This is a genomic window from Streptomyces genisteinicus (assembly GCF_014489615.1).
GTDB lineage: Bacteria > Actinomycetota > Actinomycetes > Streptomycetales > Streptomycetaceae > Streptomyces > Streptomyces genisteinicus.
Window position 1 is genome coordinate 541,291 of the sequence record NZ_CP060825.1, and the last position, 22,691, is coordinate 563,981.

General features: G+C 73.8%; 17 protein-coding genes. 10 read left to right on the plus strand and 7 right to left on the minus strand.

Features of this window, described 5'->3' with window-relative positions:
- Positions 1–184 precede the first annotated feature (184 nt).
- Complete coding sequence (locus IAG43_RS02375; RefSeq protein WP_187739083.1) at positions 185–1,495, minus strand: SLC13 family permease; 1,311 nt, start codon at positions 1,493–1,495, stop codon at positions 185–187.
- 15 nt (positions 1,496–1,510) lie between these two features.
- Entirely contained in the window at positions 1,511–2,692 is a 1,182-nt protein-coding gene (locus IAG43_RS02380) for a CaiB/BaiF CoA transferase family protein (RefSeq protein ID WP_187739084.1), read from the minus strand.
- A 133-nt stretch (positions 2,693–2,825) separates the two neighbouring features.
- On the opposite strand from IAG43_RS02380, the gene IAG43_RS02385 reads away from it, so the two are divergent.
- The gene (locus IAG43_RS02385) at positions 2,826–3,716 is read left to right on the plus strand and encodes a LysR family transcriptional regulator (protein WP_187739085.1); all 891 of its coding nucleotides are present in this window, start codon (positions 2,826–2,828) and stop codon (positions 3,714–3,716) included.
- Positions 3,717–4,016: 300 nt separating this feature from the next.
- Here the strand turns inward: IAG43_RS02385 and IAG43_RS02390 are convergent, their stop codons facing one another.
- Positions 4,017–7,463 carry a phosphodiester glycosidase family protein gene (locus IAG43_RS02390; RefSeq protein WP_425508561.1) on the minus strand — a complete coding sequence of 1,149 codons (3,447 nt, stop codon included), beginning with the start codon at positions 7,461–7,463 and terminating at the stop codon, positions 4,017–4,019.
- A gap of 278 nt (positions 7,464–7,741) precedes the next feature.
- On the opposite strand from IAG43_RS02390, the gene IAG43_RS35170 reads away from it, so the two are divergent.
- From IAG43_RS35170 to IAG43_RS02415, 6 genes are all read left to right on the plus strand, one after another.
- Complete coding sequence (locus tag IAG43_RS35170) at positions 7,742–7,885, plus strand: putative leader peptide (RefSeq protein WP_425508636.1); 144 nt, start codon at positions 7,742–7,744, stop codon at positions 7,883–7,885.
- A 407-nt stretch (positions 7,886–8,292) separates the two neighbouring features.
- Entirely contained in the window at positions 8,293–9,315 is a 1,023-nt protein-coding gene (locus IAG43_RS02395) for an ABC transporter substrate-binding protein (protein WP_246574032.1), read from the plus strand.
- Positions 9,316–9,317: 2 nt separating this feature from the next.
- A complete protein-coding gene (locus IAG43_RS02400; protein ID WP_187739087.1) occupies positions 9,318–10,127 on the plus strand; it encodes an ABC transporter ATP-binding protein in 810 nt (269 codons plus the stop codon).
- The gene (locus IAG43_RS02405) at positions 10,124–11,002 is read left to right on the plus strand and encodes an ABC transporter permease (RefSeq protein ID WP_187739088.1); all 879 of its coding nucleotides are present in this window, start codon (positions 10,124–10,126) and stop codon (positions 11,000–11,002) included. The genes IAG43_RS02400 and IAG43_RS02405 overlap by 4 nt, the downstream gene beginning before the upstream one ends.
- A gap of 9 nt (positions 11,003–11,011) precedes the next feature.
- Positions 11,012–12,376: an LLM class flavin-dependent oxidoreductase gene (locus IAG43_RS02410; RefSeq protein ID WP_187739089.1), complete on the plus strand. Its 1,365-nt coding sequence runs from the start codon at positions 11,012–11,014 to the stop codon at positions 12,374–12,376.
- Positions 12,377–12,560: 184 nt separating this feature from the next.
- Positions 12,561–13,460: a TauD/TfdA dioxygenase family protein gene (locus IAG43_RS02415; protein ID WP_187739090.1), complete on the plus strand. Its 900-nt coding sequence runs from the start codon at positions 12,561–12,563 to the stop codon at positions 13,458–13,460.
- An 87-nt stretch (positions 13,461–13,547) separates the two neighbouring features.
- Here IAG43_RS02415 and IAG43_RS02420 read toward each other — a convergent pair whose 3' ends face one another.
- From IAG43_RS02420 to IAG43_RS02435, 4 genes are all read right to left on the minus strand, one after another.
- A complete protein-coding gene (locus IAG43_RS02420) occupies positions 13,548–14,189 on the minus strand; it encodes an LAETG motif-containing sortase-dependent surface protein (RefSeq protein WP_187739091.1) in 642 nt (213 codons plus the stop codon).
- Positions 14,190–14,305: 116 nt separating this feature from the next.
- Positions 14,306–14,806, minus strand: coding sequence for a DUF6328 family protein (locus tag IAG43_RS02425; RefSeq protein ID WP_187739092.1), 501 nt, complete (start codon positions 14,804–14,806; stop codon positions 14,306–14,308).
- Between the two features lie 151 nt (positions 14,807–14,957).
- Positions 14,958–16,823 (minus strand): transketolase, encoded by a 1,866-nt coding sequence (locus IAG43_RS02430; RefSeq protein WP_187739093.1) that lies wholly within the window; start codon positions 16,821–16,823, stop codon positions 14,958–14,960.
- A gap of 197 nt (positions 16,824–17,020) precedes the next feature.
- Positions 17,021–17,248 (minus strand): hypothetical protein, encoded by a 228-nt coding sequence (locus tag IAG43_RS02435; RefSeq protein WP_187739094.1) that lies wholly within the window; start codon positions 17,246–17,248, stop codon positions 17,021–17,023.
- A gap of 199 nt (positions 17,249–17,447) precedes the next feature.
- Here IAG43_RS02435 and IAG43_RS02440 point away from each other — a divergent pair, with 199 nt between their 5' ends.
- From IAG43_RS02440 to meaB, 3 genes are read left to right on the plus strand one after another with little or no spacing between them, the layout of a single operon-like run.
- Positions 17,448–19,337, plus strand: coding sequence for a methylmalonyl-CoA mutase family protein (locus tag IAG43_RS02440; RefSeq protein ID WP_187739095.1), 1,890 nt, complete (start codon positions 17,448–17,450; stop codon positions 19,335–19,337).
- The gene (gene scpA, locus IAG43_RS02445) at positions 19,337–21,541 is read left to right on the plus strand and encodes a methylmalonyl-CoA mutase (protein WP_187739096.1); all 2,205 of its coding nucleotides are present in this window, start codon (positions 19,337–19,339) and stop codon (positions 21,539–21,541) included. The genes IAG43_RS02440 and scpA overlap by 1 nt, the downstream gene beginning before the upstream one ends.
- Before the next feature lie 4 nt (positions 21,542–21,545).
- Positions 21,546–22,535, plus strand: a complete 990-nt coding sequence (gene meaB / locus IAG43_RS02450) for a methylmalonyl Co-A mutase-associated GTPase MeaB (RefSeq protein ID WP_187739097.1) — start codon at positions 21,546–21,548, stop codon at positions 22,533–22,535.
- The last annotated feature ends 156 nt before the right edge of the window (positions 22,536–22,691 follow it).

A 22,691-nucleotide genomic window follows, 5' to 3' on the forward strand; every position in this document is an offset into this window, starting at 1 on the left:
GCCGCCCCTGCCGCGCGGCAGGGGCGGCGGCGCGGCCGCGGCGGCCCGGCTCGACGCCCTGCGGCAGCAGCGGGCCCTCCGGGCCGCCCTTGTCCGGATCCTGGCGGGCCCTGACCGCCCTGATCGAGCGGAGGGCGTCAGGGCGGTCAGGGCCTCACCACCACGGGCCAGGGCGGTCAGGGCCTCACCACCATCCGAAGGCGGCGCAGGCCAGCGCCGGAGCGACGACGACGGAGGCGAGTCCGCAGGTGAGGAGCTGCCGGAAGAGCGGTGCCCGGGCGGCCGGGTCGGCGGCGCCGAGGATCAGGCCGCCGGTGATGCCCAGCGGATTGATGTCGACCAGGATCGACGCCAGCGCGATCGCGAGGATGGCGCCCACGGGTGAGGCCCCGTCGGCGACGAGCGCCGGGACCAGCGGCATCGTGGTCGCGAAGACCGCGATGGAGCTTGCGGCGAAGGACGTGATCCCGGCGATGTAGCACAGGACGAGCAGGCTCAGCATCGGCGATCCCTCCACGCGCAGCAGGTCGCTGATGCGGGCGAAGGCTCCCAGATCCTGCATCAGGCCGACGTAGGTGAGGAGTCCGCCGATCAGGAGCACGATGTTCCAGGGAATCCGGGAGATGATCTCGTTCGGATCCAGCCGGAGGACGAGCTGCTGGACGACCGCGGCGGTGAGACCCAGGTATCCGATGTTGATGTCGAAGCCGACGGACAGCACCACCACGGCGAGCAGACACGTCAGCGTGAGAATCCGGGCCGCGATCGGGGAACGCGCGCGCCGGGTGTCCTCCTCCCGTACGGGCCCGGTGCCGTGGCCTGTGGCCGGCACGGCGGCCGGCGTGCCCGGGGGCGGAGTCGCAAGCGTCGTGAGGCGACCGCGGGGCATGGCCCCGGTGCGCGTACCGACCACGAGACAGGCGGTGGAGACGAGGAGGCCCGCCAGCACTCCTCCGGCGAAGAAGCTGACCGGCGCGGAGCCGGGCAGGCCGACGCCGAGTTTCTCGCCGAGCTGATGCGCGGTGGTGCCGTACACGGCCAGCGGCGAGAGGAGCCCGCTGATGATGCCGGTGAGACCGAGTACGGCCGCGATGAGCGGCGGTATCCCGTACCGCGCGGCGATCCCGAGCGCGATCGGCGCGACGATGGCGGTGGCCGCCGCCGGGAGAGTGCCGATCGCCGTCAGCACGGCACCGATCAGGAACGGCACCAGAGCGATCATCAGGGCCTGTCCGCGGACCAGGCGGAGCATGCCGTCGAGGAGCCAGTCGAGGGTGCCGTTGATCTGGGCGACCGCGAACAGCGCCGTGATGCCGACGAGCAGCACGAAGAAGTCGCCGGGGAAGAACGCCGTCACCTCCTCGGCGCCGCGGTCCGCGGCGAGGCCGACGAGGAAGGCGGCCGGCAGGGCGGCGAGTCCGAGGTGGAACCGCGGAACGAGGGCTGCGGCGAAGAGAGCGATGAGTACGACGATGGACACGTCGGCCACGGACATGAGTGCGTTCCCCGTTCAGATGACGCCGCGGTCGGCGAGGTCGTCGATGGCTGCCGCGTCGAGGCCGAGGCCCCTCAGCACGTCACGGGTGTGCTCGCCCAGCCGTGGAGCGCGCCTGTCGATCTGCTGCGTGAAGCCCGAGAAGCGCCCCGCGGAGCCCTGCACCACACGGGTCCGTCCGGTGTGCTCGTCGGTCACCTCGACCACCGATCCACGCGCCCGCACCTGCGGGTCGGCGCAGATGTCGGCGGCCGTGTTCACCGGGCCGCAGGCCACGCCGGACGTCTCGAGCAGTTCGGTCAGGGGGGCGAGATCGTGGGAGGCCACGAAGGCGGCCACCCGTCCTTCGATCTCGGCACGGTGTTCGAGGCGGGCCGTCATGGAGTCGTAGGCCGCGAGATCCGGTGCGTCCATGGCGACGATGAGGCGGCGCCACATCTGCTCGGTCGACGCGGGCAGGGCCAGCCACCGCCCGTCCCGTGTCCGGTAGAGGTTGTTGGGGCTGATGTGCGGGTTCTCGTTGCCCTGGCGGCCCTGGGCCTCGCCGGTCGCGCCGTAGTCGGCGATGAAGTCCTCCATCATCCGCAGCAGAGGTTCGTACAGACCGATGTCGGCCAGTTGGGGCTCGCCGGTCAGGTCACGCTGGCGCAGTGCGAGCATCGCGGCGAACGCCGCGTAGATCCCGGTGACTCCGTCGGCGACCGGGTATCCGGCGAAGACCGGCGGCCCGTCGGGGAAGCCCGTGCGATGGGTCAGGCCCGCGAAGGCCTCGGCGACGCGGGCGAAGCCGGGGCGGTCCGCGTACGGGCCGGTCCGCCCGTAGGCGCTCACGTGCACCATGACGAGGTCGGGCCGGTGGGCGACGAGGTCGCCGAAGTCGACGGAGAAACGGCGCAGGGCGGCCGGCCGGAAATTGGTGACCACCACGTCCGCCGTCGCGGCCAGCCGCCCGACGAGGTCCGCGGCCTCCGGGTGGTGCAGGTCGATGGTCACGCTGGACTTGTTGCGGCCGATGACCGCCCAGCCGGCGGACACCCCGTCCTCCAGCGGAGGGTAGCTGCGTGCCGGATCCCCGGCACCCGGCAGCTCGACCTTGATCACCTCGGCGCCGAACTCGGCGAGCAGCGAGGAAGCAAGGGGACCGGCCAGAACGGTCGAGATGTCCAGAACACGCACTCCATGCAGAGGCCCAGGCACGAAAAATCCTTTCACCGGCGACCGGCGCGTCATCGCACGATCGTGACTCACGGCACGATGTCGCAGCAGAACCGTCCTGGGAACCATGCGGGATACTGGCTCCGGTGCAAGGCAATGGCTATAACCTGTGCCGATGCGAGTCGAACGCGCCAGATACCTCCTCGCCGCGATCAGCACGGGATCGCTCCGCTCGGCGGCAGCGCTCTGCGGTGTCAGCCAGCCCACGATCAGCCAGCAGCTCATCGCCCTCGAGGAGGAGCTGGACGCCGTTCTGCTGATCCGCAGCCGGGGCGGAGTCCGCGCCACGCCTGCCGGTGAGGCGCTCGTCGGCCCGCTCGGCCGGCTCGTGGCCGCCGAGGACGCCGTGCGCGAGGCGGCGCGGGCCGCCAACGGGACCTACCGGGGCCGGGTCTCCATCGGCGGCGGATCGGTGACCGTCGAGACCATCGTGGCCCCCGTCGTCGGACGGCTGCTCAGCCACCATCCGGGTCTGCGCTTCTCCGTACGGGAGGGCTCCTCGACCGACATCGAACGCGCCGTACGGGACGGTGACCTGGACCTCGCCGTGGTCACCACCCCCGACGAGCCGGCCCTCAGCGGCCTGACCCGGCAGCGGCTCATGACGGCGCCACTGGGCGTCTGGGCCCGGCCGGACCACCCGCTCACCGGTCAGGACCGGATCACCTGGGGCGATCTCGCGGCATGGCCGATCGTGACCATGCGTCCGGGAACCGTCCTGCACCAGCGGCTCACGGAGCGCCTGCCGCAGGCCGAGCCGATAGTCGAGGCCATGACGGCACGGACCGTGGTCACCATGGTGCGCCAGGGCGCCGGGGTCGGACTGCTCGCCCGCTTCGGGCCGCAGGAACAGCCGCCGGATCTGGTCTGGCTGCCGCTGCTGGACGCGGAGCCGGTCGAGGCCTGCCTGGTCCAGCGCAGGGACAGCCAGCCGTCGCGATCGGCGACCGTCGTCCGCCGGCTGATCAGTGCCCGCGCCGGCGAACTGTCCGACCACGCGGACTGACCGCGCCGGCCCAGCCGTCCCGGACCGCCCACCCGGCACCGCAAAAGCGCCGGCGTCGGCTCCTGCCGGGAGCTGCGGCAGCGAGGCCGCCAGTCGCCGGGCGCGTGGCGAAAGCAGCTCCGTCCGCCCGGAGGGCGGGGCCCGCGGCGCCTGGTGCGTGCGATCGCGAGGCGGAGGATCATCCTCGTACCGGGCGTACTCCGACGATTCCGGCAACGCGGCATGGGGGCACTCCCCCAGCGGTGGCCGGGGGAGTGCGTGCCGGGCGTCGCGCGCCAGGCGGGATGTGTCAGACAAGGCCTAGGCGGCCGGGGCCGCGGCGCGGGTGACCGCGACCGCCGTCGTGCGGGTGACGCCGCCCACGGTGACGGCGATGGTCACCGCGCCCTGGCGGAGGCCGGTGAGGCGCCCCGTCGCGGGGTCGAAGGAGGCGACATGGCGGGCGCGCGCGTCCTCGGTGCGCCCGATGTGGAGGCCGGGCGACCCCGACCAGTCCACGCTCACCGGCCAGGCCGCCGGCACCCTCCTGGTGCCCTGGAGCACGCTCGCGCCGACCTGTGCCGTGGTGCCCGGGGCCACCGTGGGCGGGGCGTCCAGGCGTACGTCGTCCACGTGGGCACGGGTCTGGACGGAGACCCAGTCCGGCCGGGGTCCGAACGGAGCGCGGCGGGCGGCCGCCTGCTCGGCGGGGCCGACCGCGTCCACGCCGACCATCGACCACCCGGTGAAGCCGCCCTCGCCGGCGGGCGCGGCCGGGTTCTTCCCGGAGTTCCCGTTGACCAGGTACGGCACGCCCTCCACGTGGGAGGCGTGGAAGACGCCGACGTGGCTGCCGATCAGGGCCGCGCCCTTCCCCGTCGACCTGCGGAAGCCCGCCAGCCAGTCCTCGACCAGCGCGGCCTCCTTGCGGTCGCCGAGCTGGCTCGCCTTCTGCACCGTGGGGTCCCGCGGCGGGACGTGCTCGACGACCATCACGGACTGGACCCGGGGGTCGGACGCGGCCGCGTCGAGTTGCGCGCGCAGCTCCCTGATCTGCTCGATGCCGCCGCCGCGCAGACTCAGTGACGAGGTGTCGAGTGTGACGAAGCGGGTGCCGCGGTGGTCGAACACCCGGTGGGCGGGCCCGAACTCGGCGACGAAGTCGCCGATCCTGCCGCCCATGACCTCGTGGTTGCCGGGCACGTAGTACCAGGGCACGTCGTCGCCGAGTTCCTCCTGGAGGACGCGGCGGGCGAAGGCCAGGTCGGCGGGGGCTCCCTCGTCGACGAGGTCCCCGTTGACGACGAGGAAGTCCGGGCCGGCGGCCCTGATCTCGCGCAGGGTCCGGCGCGCCTGGCGCACCAGCGCGCTGTCGGGGTCGCGGGCGACGAACTGCGCGTCCGACATCACGGCGAAGCGCCAGTCGCGCGCGCCGGTGACCGCGGCGGGGTCGACGAGCGGGTCGGCGACCCGCTGCGGGGCGGGCAGGTCGATGGCCGGCGGGACCTGCGCGGTCAGGCCGTCGACGACGATGCGGCCGGTGTACTGCCGGTTGGCGGCGGTCTCCGCGAGATAGAAGCGGAACACCGACAGCGGGGTCGCCGCCCCGGCCGGCACCGGGAAGACCACCTGGCGCCAGCCGGTCCAGGTGACGTACGGACCGCGCAGCAGATGGTCGGAGCCGGCGGCGTCCTTGAGGTGGAGGGTGGGCCAGGCGCCGTTCCCGTCGCCCTTGATCCACAGCGAGAACGACTGCGGCTGCCCCGGCACGGCGATGGGCTGCGAAGGCGCCGCGTAGGCGGCGCGGGTGCCCGTGGAGAGGGTGAAGTCGTAGGTCAGTTCCAGTCCGGTGCCGTCGTGTCCGTCGGGTGTCGCGGCGAGCGAGCCGTTCGCGCGCGCCTGGCTGAAGCGCCAGCCGGCGGCGTCGTCGAAGGCGGCCACGTCCTGTTCGGCCAGGCCGACGCTCACGCCGACGACGGTGGTCCGGCCGCCCGCCCGCACCGTCACCAGCCCGGCGCTGCGGCCCTCGGAGCGTGCGAGGACGGTGTAGCCGCCGCGTCCGTCGGGGCGGACGTCGAACAGGGCCCGGTCGTAGTCGAGGGTGACGTCGGCCGGTTCGACGGGCGCGCTGTTGCCCTGCGCGTCGTGGCCGAGGACGCCGAAGGTGCCGGTCGCGCCGGTGTCGGCGAGCGCGACGCGGCGCACGGTGGGCTCGATGCGGGCCAGTTCACCGAGCACGGACAGCCGGATCGTGCCGCGGGCGCCGCCGCGTTCGGCGGCGATCTCGGTCGTTCCGCTGCGCCGGGCGCGGAAGACGCCGTCGTCGTCGACCCGTCCGACGGAGGCGTCGCGGGCGTGCCAGCGCGGCACACCCGCGGCGGGTCCGTACGTCTCGTCGTAGCCCGCGGCGGTGAGCCGGCGGGTGAGTCCGGGGAACACCCGCTCGGGATGGCCGCCGAGGACGGGGTCGCCGGTCGGCGCGGTGCCCGCGGGCATCGCGGTCTCGACCCAGAACCCGGTCAGCCGGCCGCTGCCGTCCGGCGCCGTGAGGGCGAGGCCGTTCGGGACGGTGCGCTCGCTGCCGTCGGAGGGGCTGTTCTCCACCAGGAGGGCGTCGCTTCCCGGTTCGCGGGCGAGGAGGGTGGAGGAGCCGCCGCCGTCGAGGTTGAGCGCGTTGTGCGCGCCCGCCTTCTTCATCATGAGGCCGAGTTCGGTGAGGGTGACGCCGCCGCTGTCGGCCTGGCGGCCGTCGACGGTGACGACGTGCATCCGGCGTCCGTCGGCCGAGAAGCCGACGGCGGTGCGGGGTGCGGTGGCGTTGTTGCCGGTGCCCTCGTGGTCCTGGGGCACGCCGTCGACGACGAGGAGTTCGCGTCCCCCGACGGCCGTGCGCGGTACGGGTCCGCTGTCGGTGCGGGGCCGGTAGGCGAGGGAGACGGGGTCCCCCGGCTCCAGTGCGGCAAGCGCGGACGCGCCGGCCTCGCGGCCCACGAGGACGGTGGTGTCCGCCGCGACGGCGCCGGTGCCGGGCCGGTCGCGGACGGCGACGATCCTGCCGTCGCGGACCTCGGCCTCGGCGACGGGTGACGCGGCGTCGACGGTGAGGGCGCGGTCGGCCTCGCCCCAGGCGGAGGTGTAGGCCCCGATGCCGCCGGCGGGCACGTTGGCGGCGTTGTAGGCGCCGAGCGGCACCGGCCCCGAGGGGAGCGTCAGGGTGCCCTCGAAGTAGAGCTCCAGGACGCGTCCGGCACCGCCGGGGCCGATGCCGACGGCCTTGTGGGTCCCGTAGCCCGGGGAGTGGGTGAGCTCGCCGTCGCGGATGCCCGCTCCCAGCGGGGCGCCGGTCTGGTTGATGTCGAAGAAGTCCGCGTTGATCGCGGCCACGGTCCGCCGGCCCTCACCGGGGTCGTGGCCTGCCGCGAGGTCGCTGACGCTGCGCCGGTCGGCGACCTTCCCGGACGAGAGGTAGTCGGCGCGGACACCGGCGCCGAGGTCGACCGAGAGTTCGTCGACGCGCAGCCACTTGGCGGCTTCGAGGCGGTCGTAGGAGCTGAGCCGTACGCCGGGCGCGACGGGCCGCGCGCTGCGGGCGGTCTCGATGCCCGCCGGGTCAAGGGCCGGCGCGAAGGCCGTACCGGCGCCCCGGGCGGGGGGCGGGGCGATCGGCCGCAGTATCTCGGCGCTCTCGCGGGGCGGGGGGTCGGGTGCGGCGGCCGCGGCCGGCACGGCGGCGCCCGCCGCGAGGGCGGTGACGGTCGCGAGCAGCACGACGGTGTGTCTTGCTCTGCCAAGGCCCACAACTACTCCCGGAATACGGCTTGTCGAGCTCGTGGTAAGCGCTGTCGGCGGACAGCATCGCGGTGCGCGGACGTGCGCACCAGGGGGCGGGGGGAACGCGGAGGGGAACGGGCTCTGTCGGGACCATGGACGTCCTGGCATCTTGCGCGGGCCCGGTGGCGGCGGCCCGGTCACCACGCCGGGGAGTGCTCCGGCTTCCGTCGACTGACGCAGTGGAGGACGGCGAAAGAAATCTGCAACAATTCACGATGCGAGACGCAGGGGACGTGTCATTGACGCACCGGGAATTCACTGCCAGTCTCTTGGGCGTGAGTCAAGCCGAGATTCTCGTTTCGCGTCTGCACGTCGATCTGCGACGTCTTGCCAGCGCGCTGTGTGCCGCCGGCCGCTGAGCCGCCCCTGAGCGGCCGGCGGGCCCGCGGGACGGCGCCCCCCGGGGCCGCGTCCGGCACATCCCGCCCGGTGCCATGCGCCGGGCACGGCCCGGCCCGCGCCGCGGCACGGCCCTCCCGTCCGGTCCGGTAGACCTCCTCCGCCTGCGGATTCGTCCGCAGTCCGGGGCGGGTCCCTCCCCGGCGGGCGGGTCCGTCCCCGGCGGACCGGTGTGCCTCACCGTTCCCGCGCGCACCATCGCCCGCCCCGTACTCCGGCCCGTGCCGGTGCCGGTGCGCGCCGCATTTCCCGGCGCGCCGTGCGCCCTCGCCGTGCGCCGTTCTTTCTTCGCGCCCGGTGCTTTCCCGGCGCTATTCCTCCCCGTGCCCTCCCTCTGCCTTTCGTGCAGCAAATGAAGGAATTCCACGTGCACACCACATCACGACGCACATTTCTCGCTTTCACCGGACTGTCCGCACTCGCGGCCGCCGGCTGCGGCACGGCGAGCGGCAGCGGGGTGCGGAACACCGGGACGCTGCGCTACCAGGGCTGGGCGGGACAGGTCACACCGGCCGAACTCGCCGCCGAGCTCGGCTACCTGGAGGACGTGAGACTCGACTGGGTCGGCAACACCATCAGCGGACCGCAGGACATCCAGTCCGCGGCCTCGGGCCAGATCGACTTCGGCGGCGCGTTCAACGGCGCCATCGTCAAACTCGCCTCCCGCGACGCGCCCGTCAGAGCCGTCATCAGCTACTACGGCTCCGACGAGGCCGCGTTCAGCGGCTACTACGTCACCGAGGACAGCCCCGTGCGCACCCCGCGCGACCTGATCGGCCGCACGGTCGGGATGAACACCCTCGGCGCGCACAGCGAGGCGATGCTCGACATCTACCTCCGCGAGCACGGGCTGAGCCGCGCCGAGGCGCAGAAGGTGGAGCGCATCGTCGTGCCGCCGGTCAACACCGAACAGACCCTGCGCCGGGGGCAGATCGACGTGGCCGTGCTCAGCGGCATCCTGCGCGACAAGGCGCTGGAGACCGGCGGCGTGCGCAAGCTGTTCAGCGACTTCGACCTGCGGGGCGCGTTCAGCGCCGGGACGTACGTGCTCACCGAACGGTTCATCGACCGGAACCCGGAGACGGTGCGCACCTTCGTCACCGGGGTGGGGCGGGCCCTGGACTGGTCGCGGACCACCCCGCGCGACGAGGTGGTGGCGCGGATGACCGAGGTCGTGCGCCGGCGGAAGCGCAACGAGAGCACCGACGCCCTCCGGTACTGGCGCTCCTACGGGGTGTCGGCTCCCGGGGGCCGGATCGACGAGCGGGAGCTGTCCGTGTGGGCGGACTGGCTCGCCGAGCGGGGTGACATCGAGCGGCGCTCCGTGGACCTGGGGACGCTCTGGACCAACGAGTTCAACGGCGGCGCCGGCGCCGCGGGGAAGGGCTGACCATGACCGCGAAGATCAGTTTCCGGGGCGTCGGCAAGACGTTCCCGGGACGGGGCCGGGGCCCGGGCACGGTGGCGCTCGACGGCATCGACCTCGACATCCCCGCCGGGGAGTTCACCGTCGTCGTCGGCCCGAGCGGATGCGGCAAGTCGACCCTGCTGGACCTGCTCGGCGGTCTGGAGCGGCCGACATCGGGCGAGATCCTGCTCGACGGCAGGCCGGTGCGCGGCCCGGGGCCCGACCGCGGCACCGTCTTCCAGCAGTACGCGCTGCTGCCGTGGCGCACCGCCCGGGGCAACGTGGAGTTCGGTCTGGAGGCCATCGGCGTGCCGCGCCGGCAACGGGCGGAACGGGCGCGGGAGTACCTGGCGCTGGTGGGCCTCTCGGACTTCGAGGACCGGCACCCGCACGAGCTGTCCGGCGGCATGCGCCAGCGCGTCGCCATCGCCCGCAGCCTCGCCTACGACCCCGACGTCCTGCTGATGGACGAGCCGTTCGCCGCGCTCGACGCGCAGACCAGGGAATCGCTCCAGGACGAGCTGCTGCGGATCTGGCGGCGCACCGGCAAGACGGTCGTGTTCATCACCCACGGCATCGACGAGGCGGTCCGCCTCGGGCAGCGGGTCGCGGTCCTCACCTCGCGGCCGGGCCGCGTCAAGGAGGTGGTGCCGATCGACCTCGGCGAGGTGTCGCCGGACGAGGACCCGCGCTCACGGCCCGAGTTCGCGCACCACCGCCACCGGATCTGGAGCCTGCTGCGCGACGAGGTCACCCGCGCCCAGCAGCAGGAGAGGGAGAGGACGGCAGCATGACCACCACCGTCACCGAGAAGACCCGCGGCCCCGAGCGGACCGCGCCCGCCCCGCCCGCTCCCCGGGCCCCGCAGTCCGGTCCCAGGGCGCCGTCCCTGCCGCGCCGGGCCGGCCGCGCCCTGGCCACCGCCGCCACCCGCAGCGTGGCCGTGCTGGCCCTGCTGGGGCTCTGGGAGGCCGCCCCCCGGTCCGGCCTGGTGGACGCCACGTTCCTGCCGCCGTTCTCCGACGTCGCCTCGGCCTGGTGGGGGCTGGCGCGGGACGGTTCGCTGGCCGAGCACACCTGGGCGAGCCTCGGCCGCTCGCTGGCCGGCTTCGGCCTGGCGGTGGCGGTCGCCGTGCCGCTGGGCCTGCTGATCGGCTGGTACCGGCGGGTCGCCGACCTGCTGGGCCCGCTGCTGGAGGTCTTCCGCAACACGGCCGCCCTCGCCCTGCTGCCGGTCTTCGTGCTGCTGCTGGGCATCGGCGAGACGTCGAAGGTGTCGATCGTGCTCTACGCCTGCACCTGGCCGGTGCTGCTGAACACGATCAGCGCCGTGCGCACCGTCGATCCGACCCTGCTGCGGCTGGCCAGGTCGATGGACCTGCCGGCGCACCGGATCTTCCGCAAGGTGATCCTGCCGGCGTCCGTGCCGTCGGTGTTCACCGGCATCCGGCTGGCGGGCGCGGTGGCGATCCTGGTGCTCGTCGCCGCCGAGATGGTCGGCGCCAAGGCCGGGCTCGGATACCTGGTCAACGCCTCGCAGTTCAACTTCGCCATCCCCGAGATGTACGCCGGGATCATCACGATCTCCGCGATCGGGGTCACGTTCAACCAGCTCCTGGTCGCCCTGGAACGGCGTTTCACGTCGTGGCGCACCCCTACCGGAATCTGAGGACCCGCCATGCCCGCGCATCCGCCGCGCCAGCTCCACCTGAACGCCTTCCTGATGAACGCCGGCCATCACGACGCCGCCTGGCGCCATCCGCTCACCCAGCCGGAACGGGTCACCGACCTCACCTACTTCCAGGAGCTCGCCCGCACCGCCGAACGGGGCCTGCTGGACTCGCTGTTCCTCGCCGACGGTCTCACGCTGTGGGGCAGCGCCCGGTACAACGCGGTCGGCGGCTTCGAGCCGCTGACGCTGCTGTCGGCCCTCGCGGTGGCGACCGAGCACATCGGTCTGATCGCCACCGTCTCCACCACCTTCCACGAGCCGTACCACGTGGCCCGCGTGTTCGCCTCGCTCGACCACCTCAGCGGCGGCCGGGCCGGGTGGAACATCGTGACCTCGGGCAACGTCGCCGAGGCCCGCAACTTCGGGCTGGACGCCCACCCGGACCACGCGCTGCGCTACGAGCGGGCGGCCGAGTTCGTCGACGTGGCGCGGCTGCTGTGGGACAGCTGGAGCGACGGTGCGCCCGTCGCCGACCGGGCCCGCGGCGTCTACACGGAGGAGGGCGCGGTGCTGCCCGTCGGCCACCGGGGCACCCACTTCCGGGTGGACGGCCCGCTGAACGTGCAGCGCCCGCCGCAGGGGCATCCGCTGCTGGTGCAGGCCGGGTCGTCGCAGGACGGCAGGGCGTTCGCGGCCCGGTACGCGGAGGCCGTGTTCACCGCCCAGCAGACCCTGGCCGACGGGCAGACCTTCTACAAGGACCTCAAGGCGCGGCTCGCCCGGTACGGCCGGCGGCCCGACGAGCTGAAGATCCTGCCCGGGATCTGCCCCGTGATCGGCGCGACGGAGGCGGAGGCCCGCGCCCTGGAGGACGAGCTCACCGCCCTCCAGGTGCCGGAGTACGGGCTCCAGCAGCTGTCGGGGATGCTCGGCACCGATCTGAGCGGCCTGCCGCTGGACGGTCCGCTGCCCGAGCTGCCCGCCGAGAGCGAGATCAACGGCAACAAGTCACGTTTCACGCTCGTCGCCGACCTGGCCCGGCGCGAGAACCTCACCCTGCGGCAGCTGATCGCCCGCCTCGGCGGCGGCCGGGGCCACCGGGTGTTCGCGGGGACGCCGGAGCAGGTCGCGGACGAGCTGGAGGAGTGGTTCGTCTCGGGCGCCGCGGACGGCTTCAACATCATGCCGCCGCATCTCCCGGGCGGCCTGGAGGACTTCGTCGACCACGTCGTGCCCCTCCTCCAGCGCCGCGGGCTGTTCCGCACCGAGTACACCGGGCGCACCCTGCGCGACCACTACGGCCTGGAGCGGCCCGCGGGCCGGGCGGCTCCCGCGGCCGGCCCCGCCGCTCCGCCCTCCCGGGCGGCGTGACGCGCGCGGCCCCACCGGCGCCGCGCTTCCCCGCGTCGCTTCCACACGTGCCACGCGCCTTCCCCGCGTCCCTTCCGCACGTGCCACGCGCCTTCCCCACGGCCCATCCCACGTCACCGTCCGCACGTCCCTCCCCCACGCCCCTTCTCCCACGTCCCTTCCGCACAGAGAGAGGCAGCACCCCATGACCACCACCACCGGTTTCGACATCCGCCGCGTCGGCGGCCGCATCGGCGCGGAGATCCTCGGCGTCGACGTCTCGCAGGACCTCGACCCCCGCATCGTCTCCGAGATCAACGCGGCGCTCGTCGAGCACAAGGCGCTGTTCTTCCGGAACCAGCGGCTCGACGACGCCGCGCAGCTGCGCTTCGCGACGCTGTTCGGCCCGCTGACGGGAGCCCACCCGACGGTTCCCTCCGTCGAGGGGCAGCCGCAGGTCCTGCCGGTCGACGGCGACGAGGGCGTCCGCTCCAACCACTGGCACACGGACGTCACCTTCGTGCGGACCCCGCCCAAGGCCACCACCCTGCGCAGCCTGGTCGTCCCGCCCTACGGCGGGAACACACTGATCGCCAACACGGCTGCCGCCTACCGCGACCTGCCGGAGCCGCTGCGGGAGTTCGCCGACCGGCTCCGGGCGGTGCACACCAACGACCACGACTACGCCGAACCGCGCAGCGAGAAGGCGGCCGAGCACCGGCGGCGCTTCGTGTCGACCCGCTACCGCACCGAGCACCCGGTGGTGCGGGTGCACCCCGAGTCCGGTGAACGGGGCCTGTTCATCGGCGGGTTCGCCCAGTCGCTGGTGGGTCTGTCGGCATCGGAGTCGCGGGACATCCTGCGCATCCTCCAGTCGTACGTGACCCGCCCGGAGAACGTGGTCCGCTGGACGTGGGCGCCGGGCGACCTGGTGCTGTTCGACAACCGCATCACCCAGCACTACGCGCCCGACGACTACGGCGACCTCCCGCGCCTGCTGCACCGGGTGACCGTCGCCGGCGACGTCCCGGTCGGCACGGACGGGCGCGGCAGCACGGTGATCGAGGGCGACGAGGCCCCGCACTACACGCCCGCCGCCGCCTGAGGCGGCGACGACGAAGCGGCCGTGCCCCGCGAGGGGCACGGCCGCTTCCGCCTGCGGGCCGGAGCCGGCCGCAGGGTGACGCGAGGGTCAGCTCTGGGCGCCGCGGCGCTTGCGCGAGGCCCACACGATGCCACCGCCGGCGACGATGACGACGGCGGCCGCGCCCGCGATCAGCGGGGTGGAGCTGGAGGAGCCGGTCTCGGCCAGGTCGGGCGCCTCGGTGCTCGGCGCCGGCGACGGCGTGGACGCGGGCGAGCTCGGCGTGTCGCTGGGCGTCCCGCTCGGGGTGGCGCTCGGCGTCGGCGTCGGCGTCGGGGTCGGGGTCGGCTCCGACGTGCTCGGGGTGGGGCTCGGCGTCGGGGAGGGGGGCTCCTCGCACACCGGGGCGGTCTTGGTCTCGTCGCGCGAGTACTTGTCGCCGTCCTGGGCCACGACGACGAGGCGGACCGCGACCTCCTTGTCGTGCTCGGGGAGCGCGAGCTTCTTGGCGAAGTCGTTCTCGAACGTCTCGGTCGGCAGCAGTTCCTTGCCGTCGACGCTGACGGTCACGGTGTTCTTGGTGTTGCGGCCGTAGTTGGTGAGCTTGATGTCCACCTCGTCGCACGTCACCGACCACGTCGGGGTGTGGGCGACGGCCGGGCCCGCGGCCAGGCCGAGGCCGAGCACACCGGCCGCGGCGGCGACGACGAGCGCCGCCGAACGCCGCAGCGTTCTGTTGTTGTTGGTCACTTGGGTTCCTCCACGAAGACACGCCACCACTGCTGGCGGTCCGCGCACCCTACCGTCGGCGGACCAACGGCGTACGGGCACCCCGCAATTCGGGGGCCGCGGGAGGCGTATTCGCGTCAGGAGCGGTCGCGGTCGCGCACCCGGAGCCACACGGGCAGGACGAACCACCACAGGACGAACCAGGCGACCATCAGCGCCACCAGCCAGACGGCGTCGGTGTCCCCCACCACGAGCCGCAGGATGAGCAGCAGGGCGCTCGCCATGGTGCAGAGCAGCAGGGCGAGGCCGAGGAGCGTCAGACGGGACGCCCACTCCACCGTCTGCGGCTTCAGCCTGCGCCCGGTGACCATCCGGTGGAGTGCCACGGGCCCCACGAGGGCGCCGGTGGCGGCGGCGCCGAGCATCACCGTGACGGTGTAGATCGCCTGGTCGGTGCCGGACAGTTCGCCGAAGCGCGGCTGGAAGGCCACGGTCAGCAGGAAGCCGAAGAGGATCTGGACGCCGGTCTGGGCGACCCGGAGCTCCTGGAGCAGATCGCGCCATTTCCGGTCCGCCCGTTCCTCCTCGGTCTCGTCGCGTCCGCCGGGCGCGGTGCGGGAGGCGTCGTCGTCCGCCATGGCCGTGGCCCCTCTCAGGAGTTCCGGTCCCCCGGGGCGCCGGGCGGCGCCCCGGGGGCGGGCCGTGCGGGGGTGCGCGCCGGGCGGCGGGCCGGCGCCGTGGCCGCGACACCGCCTCCCGACGCCGTGGCCGCGACACCGCCTCCCGGCGTCATGGGCTCACCATCGCCTCCGCGACGAGCAGCCGCACGGCGGCGGCCACGGACTCGGCGTCGATGCCCGCCGCGTGCAGCTGTTCGGCGCCGGTGGCGGAACCGGGCACGCCGCGGACGCCGAGCCGCACCAGCCGGGGCACGGGGCGGCCGTCGGCGAAGGCCTCGGCCACGGCATCGCCCAGACCGCCCTCCAGGCGGTGGTCCTCGACCGTGATCAGGCAGCCGGTCTCGTCGGCGGCGCGCTGGAGCGTCGCGGTGTCCACCGGCTTGACGGAGTAGGCGTCGACGACCCGGACGGAGATGCCCTCGCGTTCCAGGATCCGCGCCGCCTCCAGGGACTCGTGGACGGTGATCCCGGCGGCGACGACGGTGGCCCGGTCGCGGGACGAGGAGTGCAGCACCTTGGAGCCGCCGACGGGGAACTCCTCGTCCGGCCCGTACAGCACGGGCGTGTCGGAGCGCGTGGTGCGCAGGTAGACGATGCCCGGCAGGTCGGCCGCAGCGGCGACCAGCCGGGCGGTCTGGGGCGCGTCGCACGGGTACAGGACGGTGCTGCCGGGCACGGCGCGGAACATCGCCAGGTCCTCCAGGCCCATCTGCGAGGGTCCGTCCTCGCCGATGGAGACGCCCGCGTGCGAGCCGGCCAGCTTCAGCGGCACACCGCTGACGGCCGCCATCCGCACGAAGTCGTGGGCCCGGGTGAGGAACGCGGCGAACGTGCAGGCGTACGGGTTCCAGCCGCGGGCGGCCATGCCCACGGCGGCGCCGACGAGCTGCTGCTCGGCGATGTAGCACTGGAAGTACCGGTCGGGGTGCTCCTTCTCGAAGTACTCGGCGCGCGTGGAGTCGCCCACCTCGGCGTCGAGGACGACGACATCGGGGCGCGCGGCGCCGAGGGCGGCCAGCGCCCGGCCGTACGCGGTGCGGGTGGCGACCTCGTCGCCCTCCTCGTAGCGCGGCAGGTCCGGCGTGCCCGGTGTGCGGGCCGGCCGCCGGGGCGCCTCGTGGGGCGGGGCGGCGGTGATCCGGGCGTCGCGGACGCCGCCGAGTTCGGCGACGGCCTCCTCGGCGTCGGGCAGCGGCTTGCCGTGCCGGCCCTCCTGGTCCTCCACGGCGGCGACGCCACGGCCCTTGGCGGTGCCGGCGACCACGGCGGTGGGCCGGCCGGTGGTGGCGGCGGCGTCGGCGAGGGCGGCGTCGATCGCCGCGGTGTCGTGGCCGTCGATGCGCAGCGTGTGCCAGCCGAAGGCCTCCAGCCTGCGGGCGTAGGCCTCCAGGTCCCGGCCGTGCCGGGTGGGGCCGCGCTGGCCGAGCCGGTTGACGTCGACGATCAGGGTCAGGTTGTCCAGGTGCTCGTACGCCGCGTGCTCGACGGCCTCCCAGACCGAGCCCTCGGCCATCTCGCTGTCGCCGCAGAGCACCCAGACCCGGTAGGGCGCATGGTCGAGGCGCTTGCCGGCGAGAGCCATGCCGACGCCGACGGGCAGCCCCTGGCCCAGGGAGCCGGTGGCGACGTCGACCCACGGCAGCCGGGGCGTGGGGTGGCCCTCCAGCCGGCTGTCACGGGTGCGGAAGGTGAGCATCTCGGCGGTGTCGATGGCCCCCGCGGCCCGGTAGAGGGCGTAGAGCAGGGGCGAGGCGTGTCCCTTGGACAGCACCAGCCGGTCGTTCCCGGGGTGCTCGGGACGGTCGAAGTCGTAGTGCAGATGGCGGGCGAGCAGGACCGCGGCGATGTCCGCCGCGGACATGGACGAGGTGGGGTGTCCCGACCCCGCGGCGTCGGCGGCGCGGACCGCGTCGACGCGCAACTGCTGCCCGAGCTCCGCGAGCTGTTCGTCGTTCTGAGCCGTGGAGACTCGCATGTCTGCTCCTTGGGGATGGGGAGCTGAACGGGGCGCGTCCGGCGGTGTGCGGGTGCCCGGCGACCCGGCGACCCCGCGGTGTGCGGGTGCCCGGCGACCCGGCGGTCAAACGCCGGGTGCGCCGTCCCGCGGCCGGTCACACGCGGTGCCGGGCCCCTCGCTCACAGCCCCGGCGGGCCCTTCTCGTGCAGGGCCGCTCACTCGTACGGGCGGCGGGTGGCCCGCTCGTCGACGACGGGCGTGGCCGGCGGGACGACGAGGCGGCGGCGCTTGGCGATGCTGGTGAAGGTGGCGACCCCTATGAGCCCCACCGCCATCAGGATCAACCCCACCACGTCGAGATTGGCGCCCTCGACTTCCCAGTCGGTGCCGAAGGTCAGGATCGCCCCCGCGGCGATCAGGATGATGCATCCGCCGATACCCACGCGGACCACCTCTCTCGGTTCGGTTCTGTGTGCTGTCCGTGCCGTGCGCTGCTGTTTCGCTCCTTCGCGTACCCGGCCGCCGCGGGGTCATGTCCCGGTTAGTGCACACAGTGCGAGCGATCAAGTGCGGACCGGAGAGTGCAAGGTCACAGAAGATAGGGGCTCCGTGGCGGCCCCGGCGCTGTCTAGCATCATGGCCATGACGGTCCTCCCCGATGACGGGTTCACACTGGCCGCCGAATTCCCTGGTGCGACCCGCGAAGAGTGGCAGCGCCTCGTCGAGGGTGTGCTGCGCAAGGCAGGCAAGGACGCTCAGGGTTCGGCGGCGGAGGACGTGCTGTCCACCGCGCTGGAGGACGGGATCACCACCCGTCCCCTGTACACGGCCGACGGCGCGGACTCCGCGGACGACACCGGGCTGCCCGGCTTCGCTCCTTTCACGCGCGGCGGCCGCCCGGAGGGCGGCGCCGTGTCCGGCTGGGACGTGCGCCAGCGCCACGACCGGCCCGATCCGGTGCGGACGAACGAGGCGGTCCTCGGCGACCTGGAGAACGGCGTCACCTCCGTGTGGCTGACCGTCGGCGACGCGGGCGTGCCCGCCGACGCCCTCGGCACGGCCCTCGACGGGGTGCTGCTGGACCTCGCGCCGGTGGTGCTCGACGCGGGCGCCGGGTTCGAGGCGGCGGCCGGGGCCCTGTTCGCCCTGTACGCGGAGCGGGGCGTGGCACCGGCGGCGGCGCTCGGCAACCTGGGCGCCGACCCGTACGGTCACGCGGCCCGCACCGGCGACCACGGTTTCGTCGCCCCGGGGACGGCCGCGGCCGCCGCGCTCGCGGCGCGCTGCGCCCGCCAGTACCCGGGCCTGCGGGCCGTCGTCGTGGACGCGCTGCCCTACCACGAGGCGGGCGGCAGCGCGGCGCAGGAGCTGGGCTGCTCGCTGGCGACCGGGGTCGCCTGGCTGCGCGAGCTGACCGCGGCCGGGCTGGACGCCGACGCGGCCGCCGGCCAGCTGGAGTTCCGTTACGCGGCGAGCGCCGACCAGTTCCTGACGATCGCGAAGCTGCGCGCCGCCCGCCGGCTGTGGGCGCGGGTGGCCGAGGTCAGCGGGATCGCCGGGACGGCGGCCGCGCAGGTGCAGCACGCCGTGACGTCGTCCGTGATGATGACGCGGCGCGACCCGTGGGTGAACATGCTGCGCACCACGGTCGCCTCGATGGCGGCCGGGGTCGGCGGCGCCGACTCGGTGACGGTGCTCCCCTTCGACCACGCGCTCGGACTGCCCGACGCGTTCGCACGGCGCATCGCCCGCAACACGTCGACCGTCCTCATCGAGGAGTCGCACCTGGGCCGGGTCGTCGACCCGGCGGGCGGCTCCTGGTACGTGGAGCGGCTCACCGAGGAGCTGGCGCGGGCGGCCTGGGCGTGGTTCCAGGAGATCGAGGGCGCGGGCGGCCAGGCGGCGGCGCTGCGCGACGGACTCGTGGCGGACCGGATCGGTGAGGTCTGGCAGGCGCGGAGCCGGAAGCTGGCGACCCGCCGCGAACCGGTCACCGGTGTCAGCGAGTTCCCGCTGCTGTCCGAGGCCCCCGTGGTCCGCGACCCGGCGCCCGCCCGGTCCGGCGGCGGTCTGCCCGTGGTGCGCAGGGACGAGGCGTTCGAGGCGCTGCGGGCGCGTTCCGACGCGCACCTCGCGGCCGGCGGCGTCCGCCCGAAGGTGTTCCTCGCCGCGCTCGGACCGGCCGCCGCGCACACCGCGCGGGCCGGTTTCGCGGCCAACCTCTTCCAGGCCGGCGGCATCGAGCCGGTGCACGATCCGGTGACCGTGGACGCCGCCTCGGCGGCGGCCGCGTTCGCGGCGAGCGGGGCGCGGGTGGCGTGCATCTGCTCCAGCGACGCGCTCTACGCCGAGCAGGCCGCCCCGGTGGCCGAGGCCCTGAAGGCGGCGGGCGCCCGGTGGGTGTTCCTCGCCGGGCGACCCGGTGACCTGCGTGAGACCTACGAGAAGGCCGGGGTCGACGAGTTCGTCGTCGCGGGCGGTGACGCGGTCGCCGTCCTGGGCTCCGTCCTCGACCGGATCGGAGTGGCGTGATGGGCATCCCTGACTTCACGGGGATCGAGCTGGGCACGGCATCCGGCCCGGCGACCGAGGACGACTGGCGCGCGGCGGTCGAGGCGGCCACCGGCAAGGACCCGGAGGCGCTGATCTGGGAGACGCCCGAGGGCATCCCGGTCAAGCCGCTGTACACGGGGCGGGACGCGGAGGGCCTGGACTTCCTCGGGACCTTCCCCGGCATGGCGCCGTACCTGCGCGGCCCGTACCCGACGATGTACGTCAACCAGCCCTGGACGATCCGCCAGTACGCCGGCTTCTCCACGGCCGAGGAGTCGAACGCCTTCTACCGGCGCAACCTCGCCGCCGGGCAGAAGGGCCTGTCGGTCGCCTTCGACCTGCCGACCCACCGCGGCTACGACAGCGACCACCCGCGGGTGACCGGCGACGTCGGCATGGCGGGTGTGGCGATCGACTCGATCTACGACATGCGGCAGCTCTTCGACGGCATCCCGCTGGACCGGATGAGCGTGTCGATGACGATGAACGGCGCGGTGCTGCCCGTGCTGGCGCTGTACATCGTGGCCGCCGAGGAGCAGGGCGTACCGCCCGAGAAGCTGGCCGGGACCATCCAGAACGACATCCTCAAGGAGTTCATGGTCCGCAACACCTACATCTATCCGCCCGGCCCCTCGATGCGGATCATCTCGGACATCTTCGCGTTCACCTCGCAGAAGATGCCGCGGTACAACTCCATCTCCATCTCCGGCTACCACATCCAGGAGGCCGGCGCGACGGCCGACCTGGAGCTCGCGTACACGCTGGCCGACGGCATGGAGTACCTGCGGGCCGGTATCGGGGCGGGTCTCGACGTGGACGCCTTCGCGCCGCGGCTGTCGTTCTTCTGGGCGATCGGCATGAACTTCTTCATGGAGGTCGCCAAGCTCCGCGCCGCGCGGCTGCTGTGGGCGAAGCTGGTGCGCACCTTCGACCCGAAGAACCCCAAGTCGCTGTCGCTGCGCACCCATTCGCAGACCTCCGGCTGGTCGCTGACGGCACAGGACGTCTTCAACAACGTCACCCGCACCTGCATCGAGGCGATGGCGGCGACCCAGGGGCACACCCAGTCGCTGCACACCAACGCCCTCGACGAGGCGCTCGCCCTGCCGACGGACTTCTCCGCGCGCATCGCCCGCAACACCCAGCTCCTGCTCCAGCAGGAGTCGGGCACCAACCGGGTCATCGACCCGTGGGGCGGCAGCGCGTACGTGGAGCGCCTGACGCACGACCTCGCGCGCCGCGCCTGGCAGCACATCGAGGAGGTCGAGGCCGCCGGCGGCATGGCGAAGGCCATCGACGCGGGCATCCCGAAGCTGCGGGTCGAGGAGGCGGCCGCCCGTACCCAGGCGCGCATCGACTCCGGACGGCAGCCGGTGATCGGCGTCAACAAGTACCGGGTCGAGTCCGACGAGCAGATCGACGTGCTCAAGGTCGAGAACTCGCAGGTGCGGGCCCAGCAGGTGGAGAAGCTGCGCCGGCTGCGGGCCGAGCGCGACGAGGCGGCCTGCCGGGACGCGCTGCGCGCGCTGACCGCGGCCGCCGGGTCCGAACCGTCGAAGGGCGGCTCGCTGGACGGCAATCTGCTCGCGCTGGCCGTGGACGCGGCGCGGGCGAAGGCGACCGTCGGGGAGATCTCCGACGCCCTGGAGAAGGTGTACGGGCGCCACGCGGGCCAGATCCGTACCATCTCCGGCGTGTACCGGAACGAGGCAGGCATGTCACCGTCGGTGGACCGTACCCGCGCGCTGGTCGACGCCTTCGAGGAGGCCGAGGGCCGCAGGCCCCGCATCCTGGTGGCCAAGATGGGCCAGGACGGTCACGACCGCGGCCAGAAGGTGATCGCGACGGCCTTCGCCGACCTGGGCTTCGACGTGGACGTCGGCCCGCTGTTCCAGACGCCGGGCGAGGTGGCCCGGCAGGCGGTCGAGGCGGACGTGCACATCGTCGGTGTGTCGTCGCTGGCCGCGGGGCACCTGACGCTGGTGCCCGCGCTCCGCGAGGAGCTGGCGGCCGAGGGGCGCGAGGACATCATGATCGTCGTCGGCGGCGTGATCCCTCCGCAGGACGTGCAGGCGCTGCACGACGCGGGGGCGGCGGCGGTCTTCCCGCCGGGCACCGTCATCCCGGACGCCGCCCGGGACCTGGTGCGCACCCTCGCCGGCTCGCTCGGCCACGAGCTGTAGGCCCATGCCGCCGACGATCGACATCGACGCCTACGTCAAGGGCGTGCGGGACGGTTCGCGTGCGTACATCGCACGCGCCGTCACGCTCGTCGAGTCCACCCGCCCCGACCACAAGGTGCTCGCGCAGCAGCTGCTCACCGAGCTGCTGCCGTTCACCGGCGAGGCGCGGCGGGTGGGGATCAGCGGTGTGCCCGGCGTGGGCAAGTCCACGTTCATCGACGCCCTCGGGACCATGCTGACCGGTCTCGGGCACCGGGTCGCCGTGCTCGCGGTGGACCCGTCGTCCACCCGGACCGGCGGCTCCATCCTCGGCGACAAGACGCGGATGGAGCGGCTCTCGGTCGACCCGTCGGCGTTCGTGCGCCCCTCCCCCAGCGCGGGCACGCTCGGCGGTGTCGCCAAGGCGACCCGCGAGACGATGATCGTGATGGAGGCCGCGGGCTACGACGTCGTCCTGGTCGAGACCGTGGGCGTGGGCCAGTCGGAGACCGCCGTCGCCGACATGGTCGACTCCTTCCTGCTGCTGAGCCTCGCCCGTACCGGTGACCAGCTCCAGGGCATCAAGAAGGGGGTGCTGGAGCTGGCGGACGTGATCGCGGTCAACAAGGCCGACGGCCCTCATGAACGCGACGCGCGCGCCGCCGCCCGCGAACTGGCGGGCGCCCTGCGGCTGATGCATCCGGCGGACGCCGCCTGGACTCCCCCGGTGCTGTCGTGCAGCGCCCGTGAGAACAGCGGTCTCGACGTGGTGTGGGAGCGGCTCGAACAGCACCGCGCGCTGCTGGACTCCACCGGCCGCCTCGACGCCAAGCGGCGCGACCAGCAGATCGGCTGGACCTGGGCCATGGTGCGCGAGGCCCTCATGGAGCGTCTGCACCGCCACCCGGCGGTCCGCGCCGAGTCGCCCGGCGTCGAACAGGCGGTCCGTGACGGGGAGCTGACGGCGACCCTGGCCGCCCAGCGCATCCTGGAGGCGTTCGGGCGCACCCCGTAGGGACCCGCCCGTCCCGTCCGCTCCGGCTCCCGGCGCTCACGCGGGGAGCCGGACGCGGGCTGTCAGGCGGCGGGCGCGGTGCGTGCGGCGGTGTCGGAGGCCGTCCCCCGGGTACCCGGGGTGCGTCGCCGGCGCGGATCGGATCGCCCGGTGACG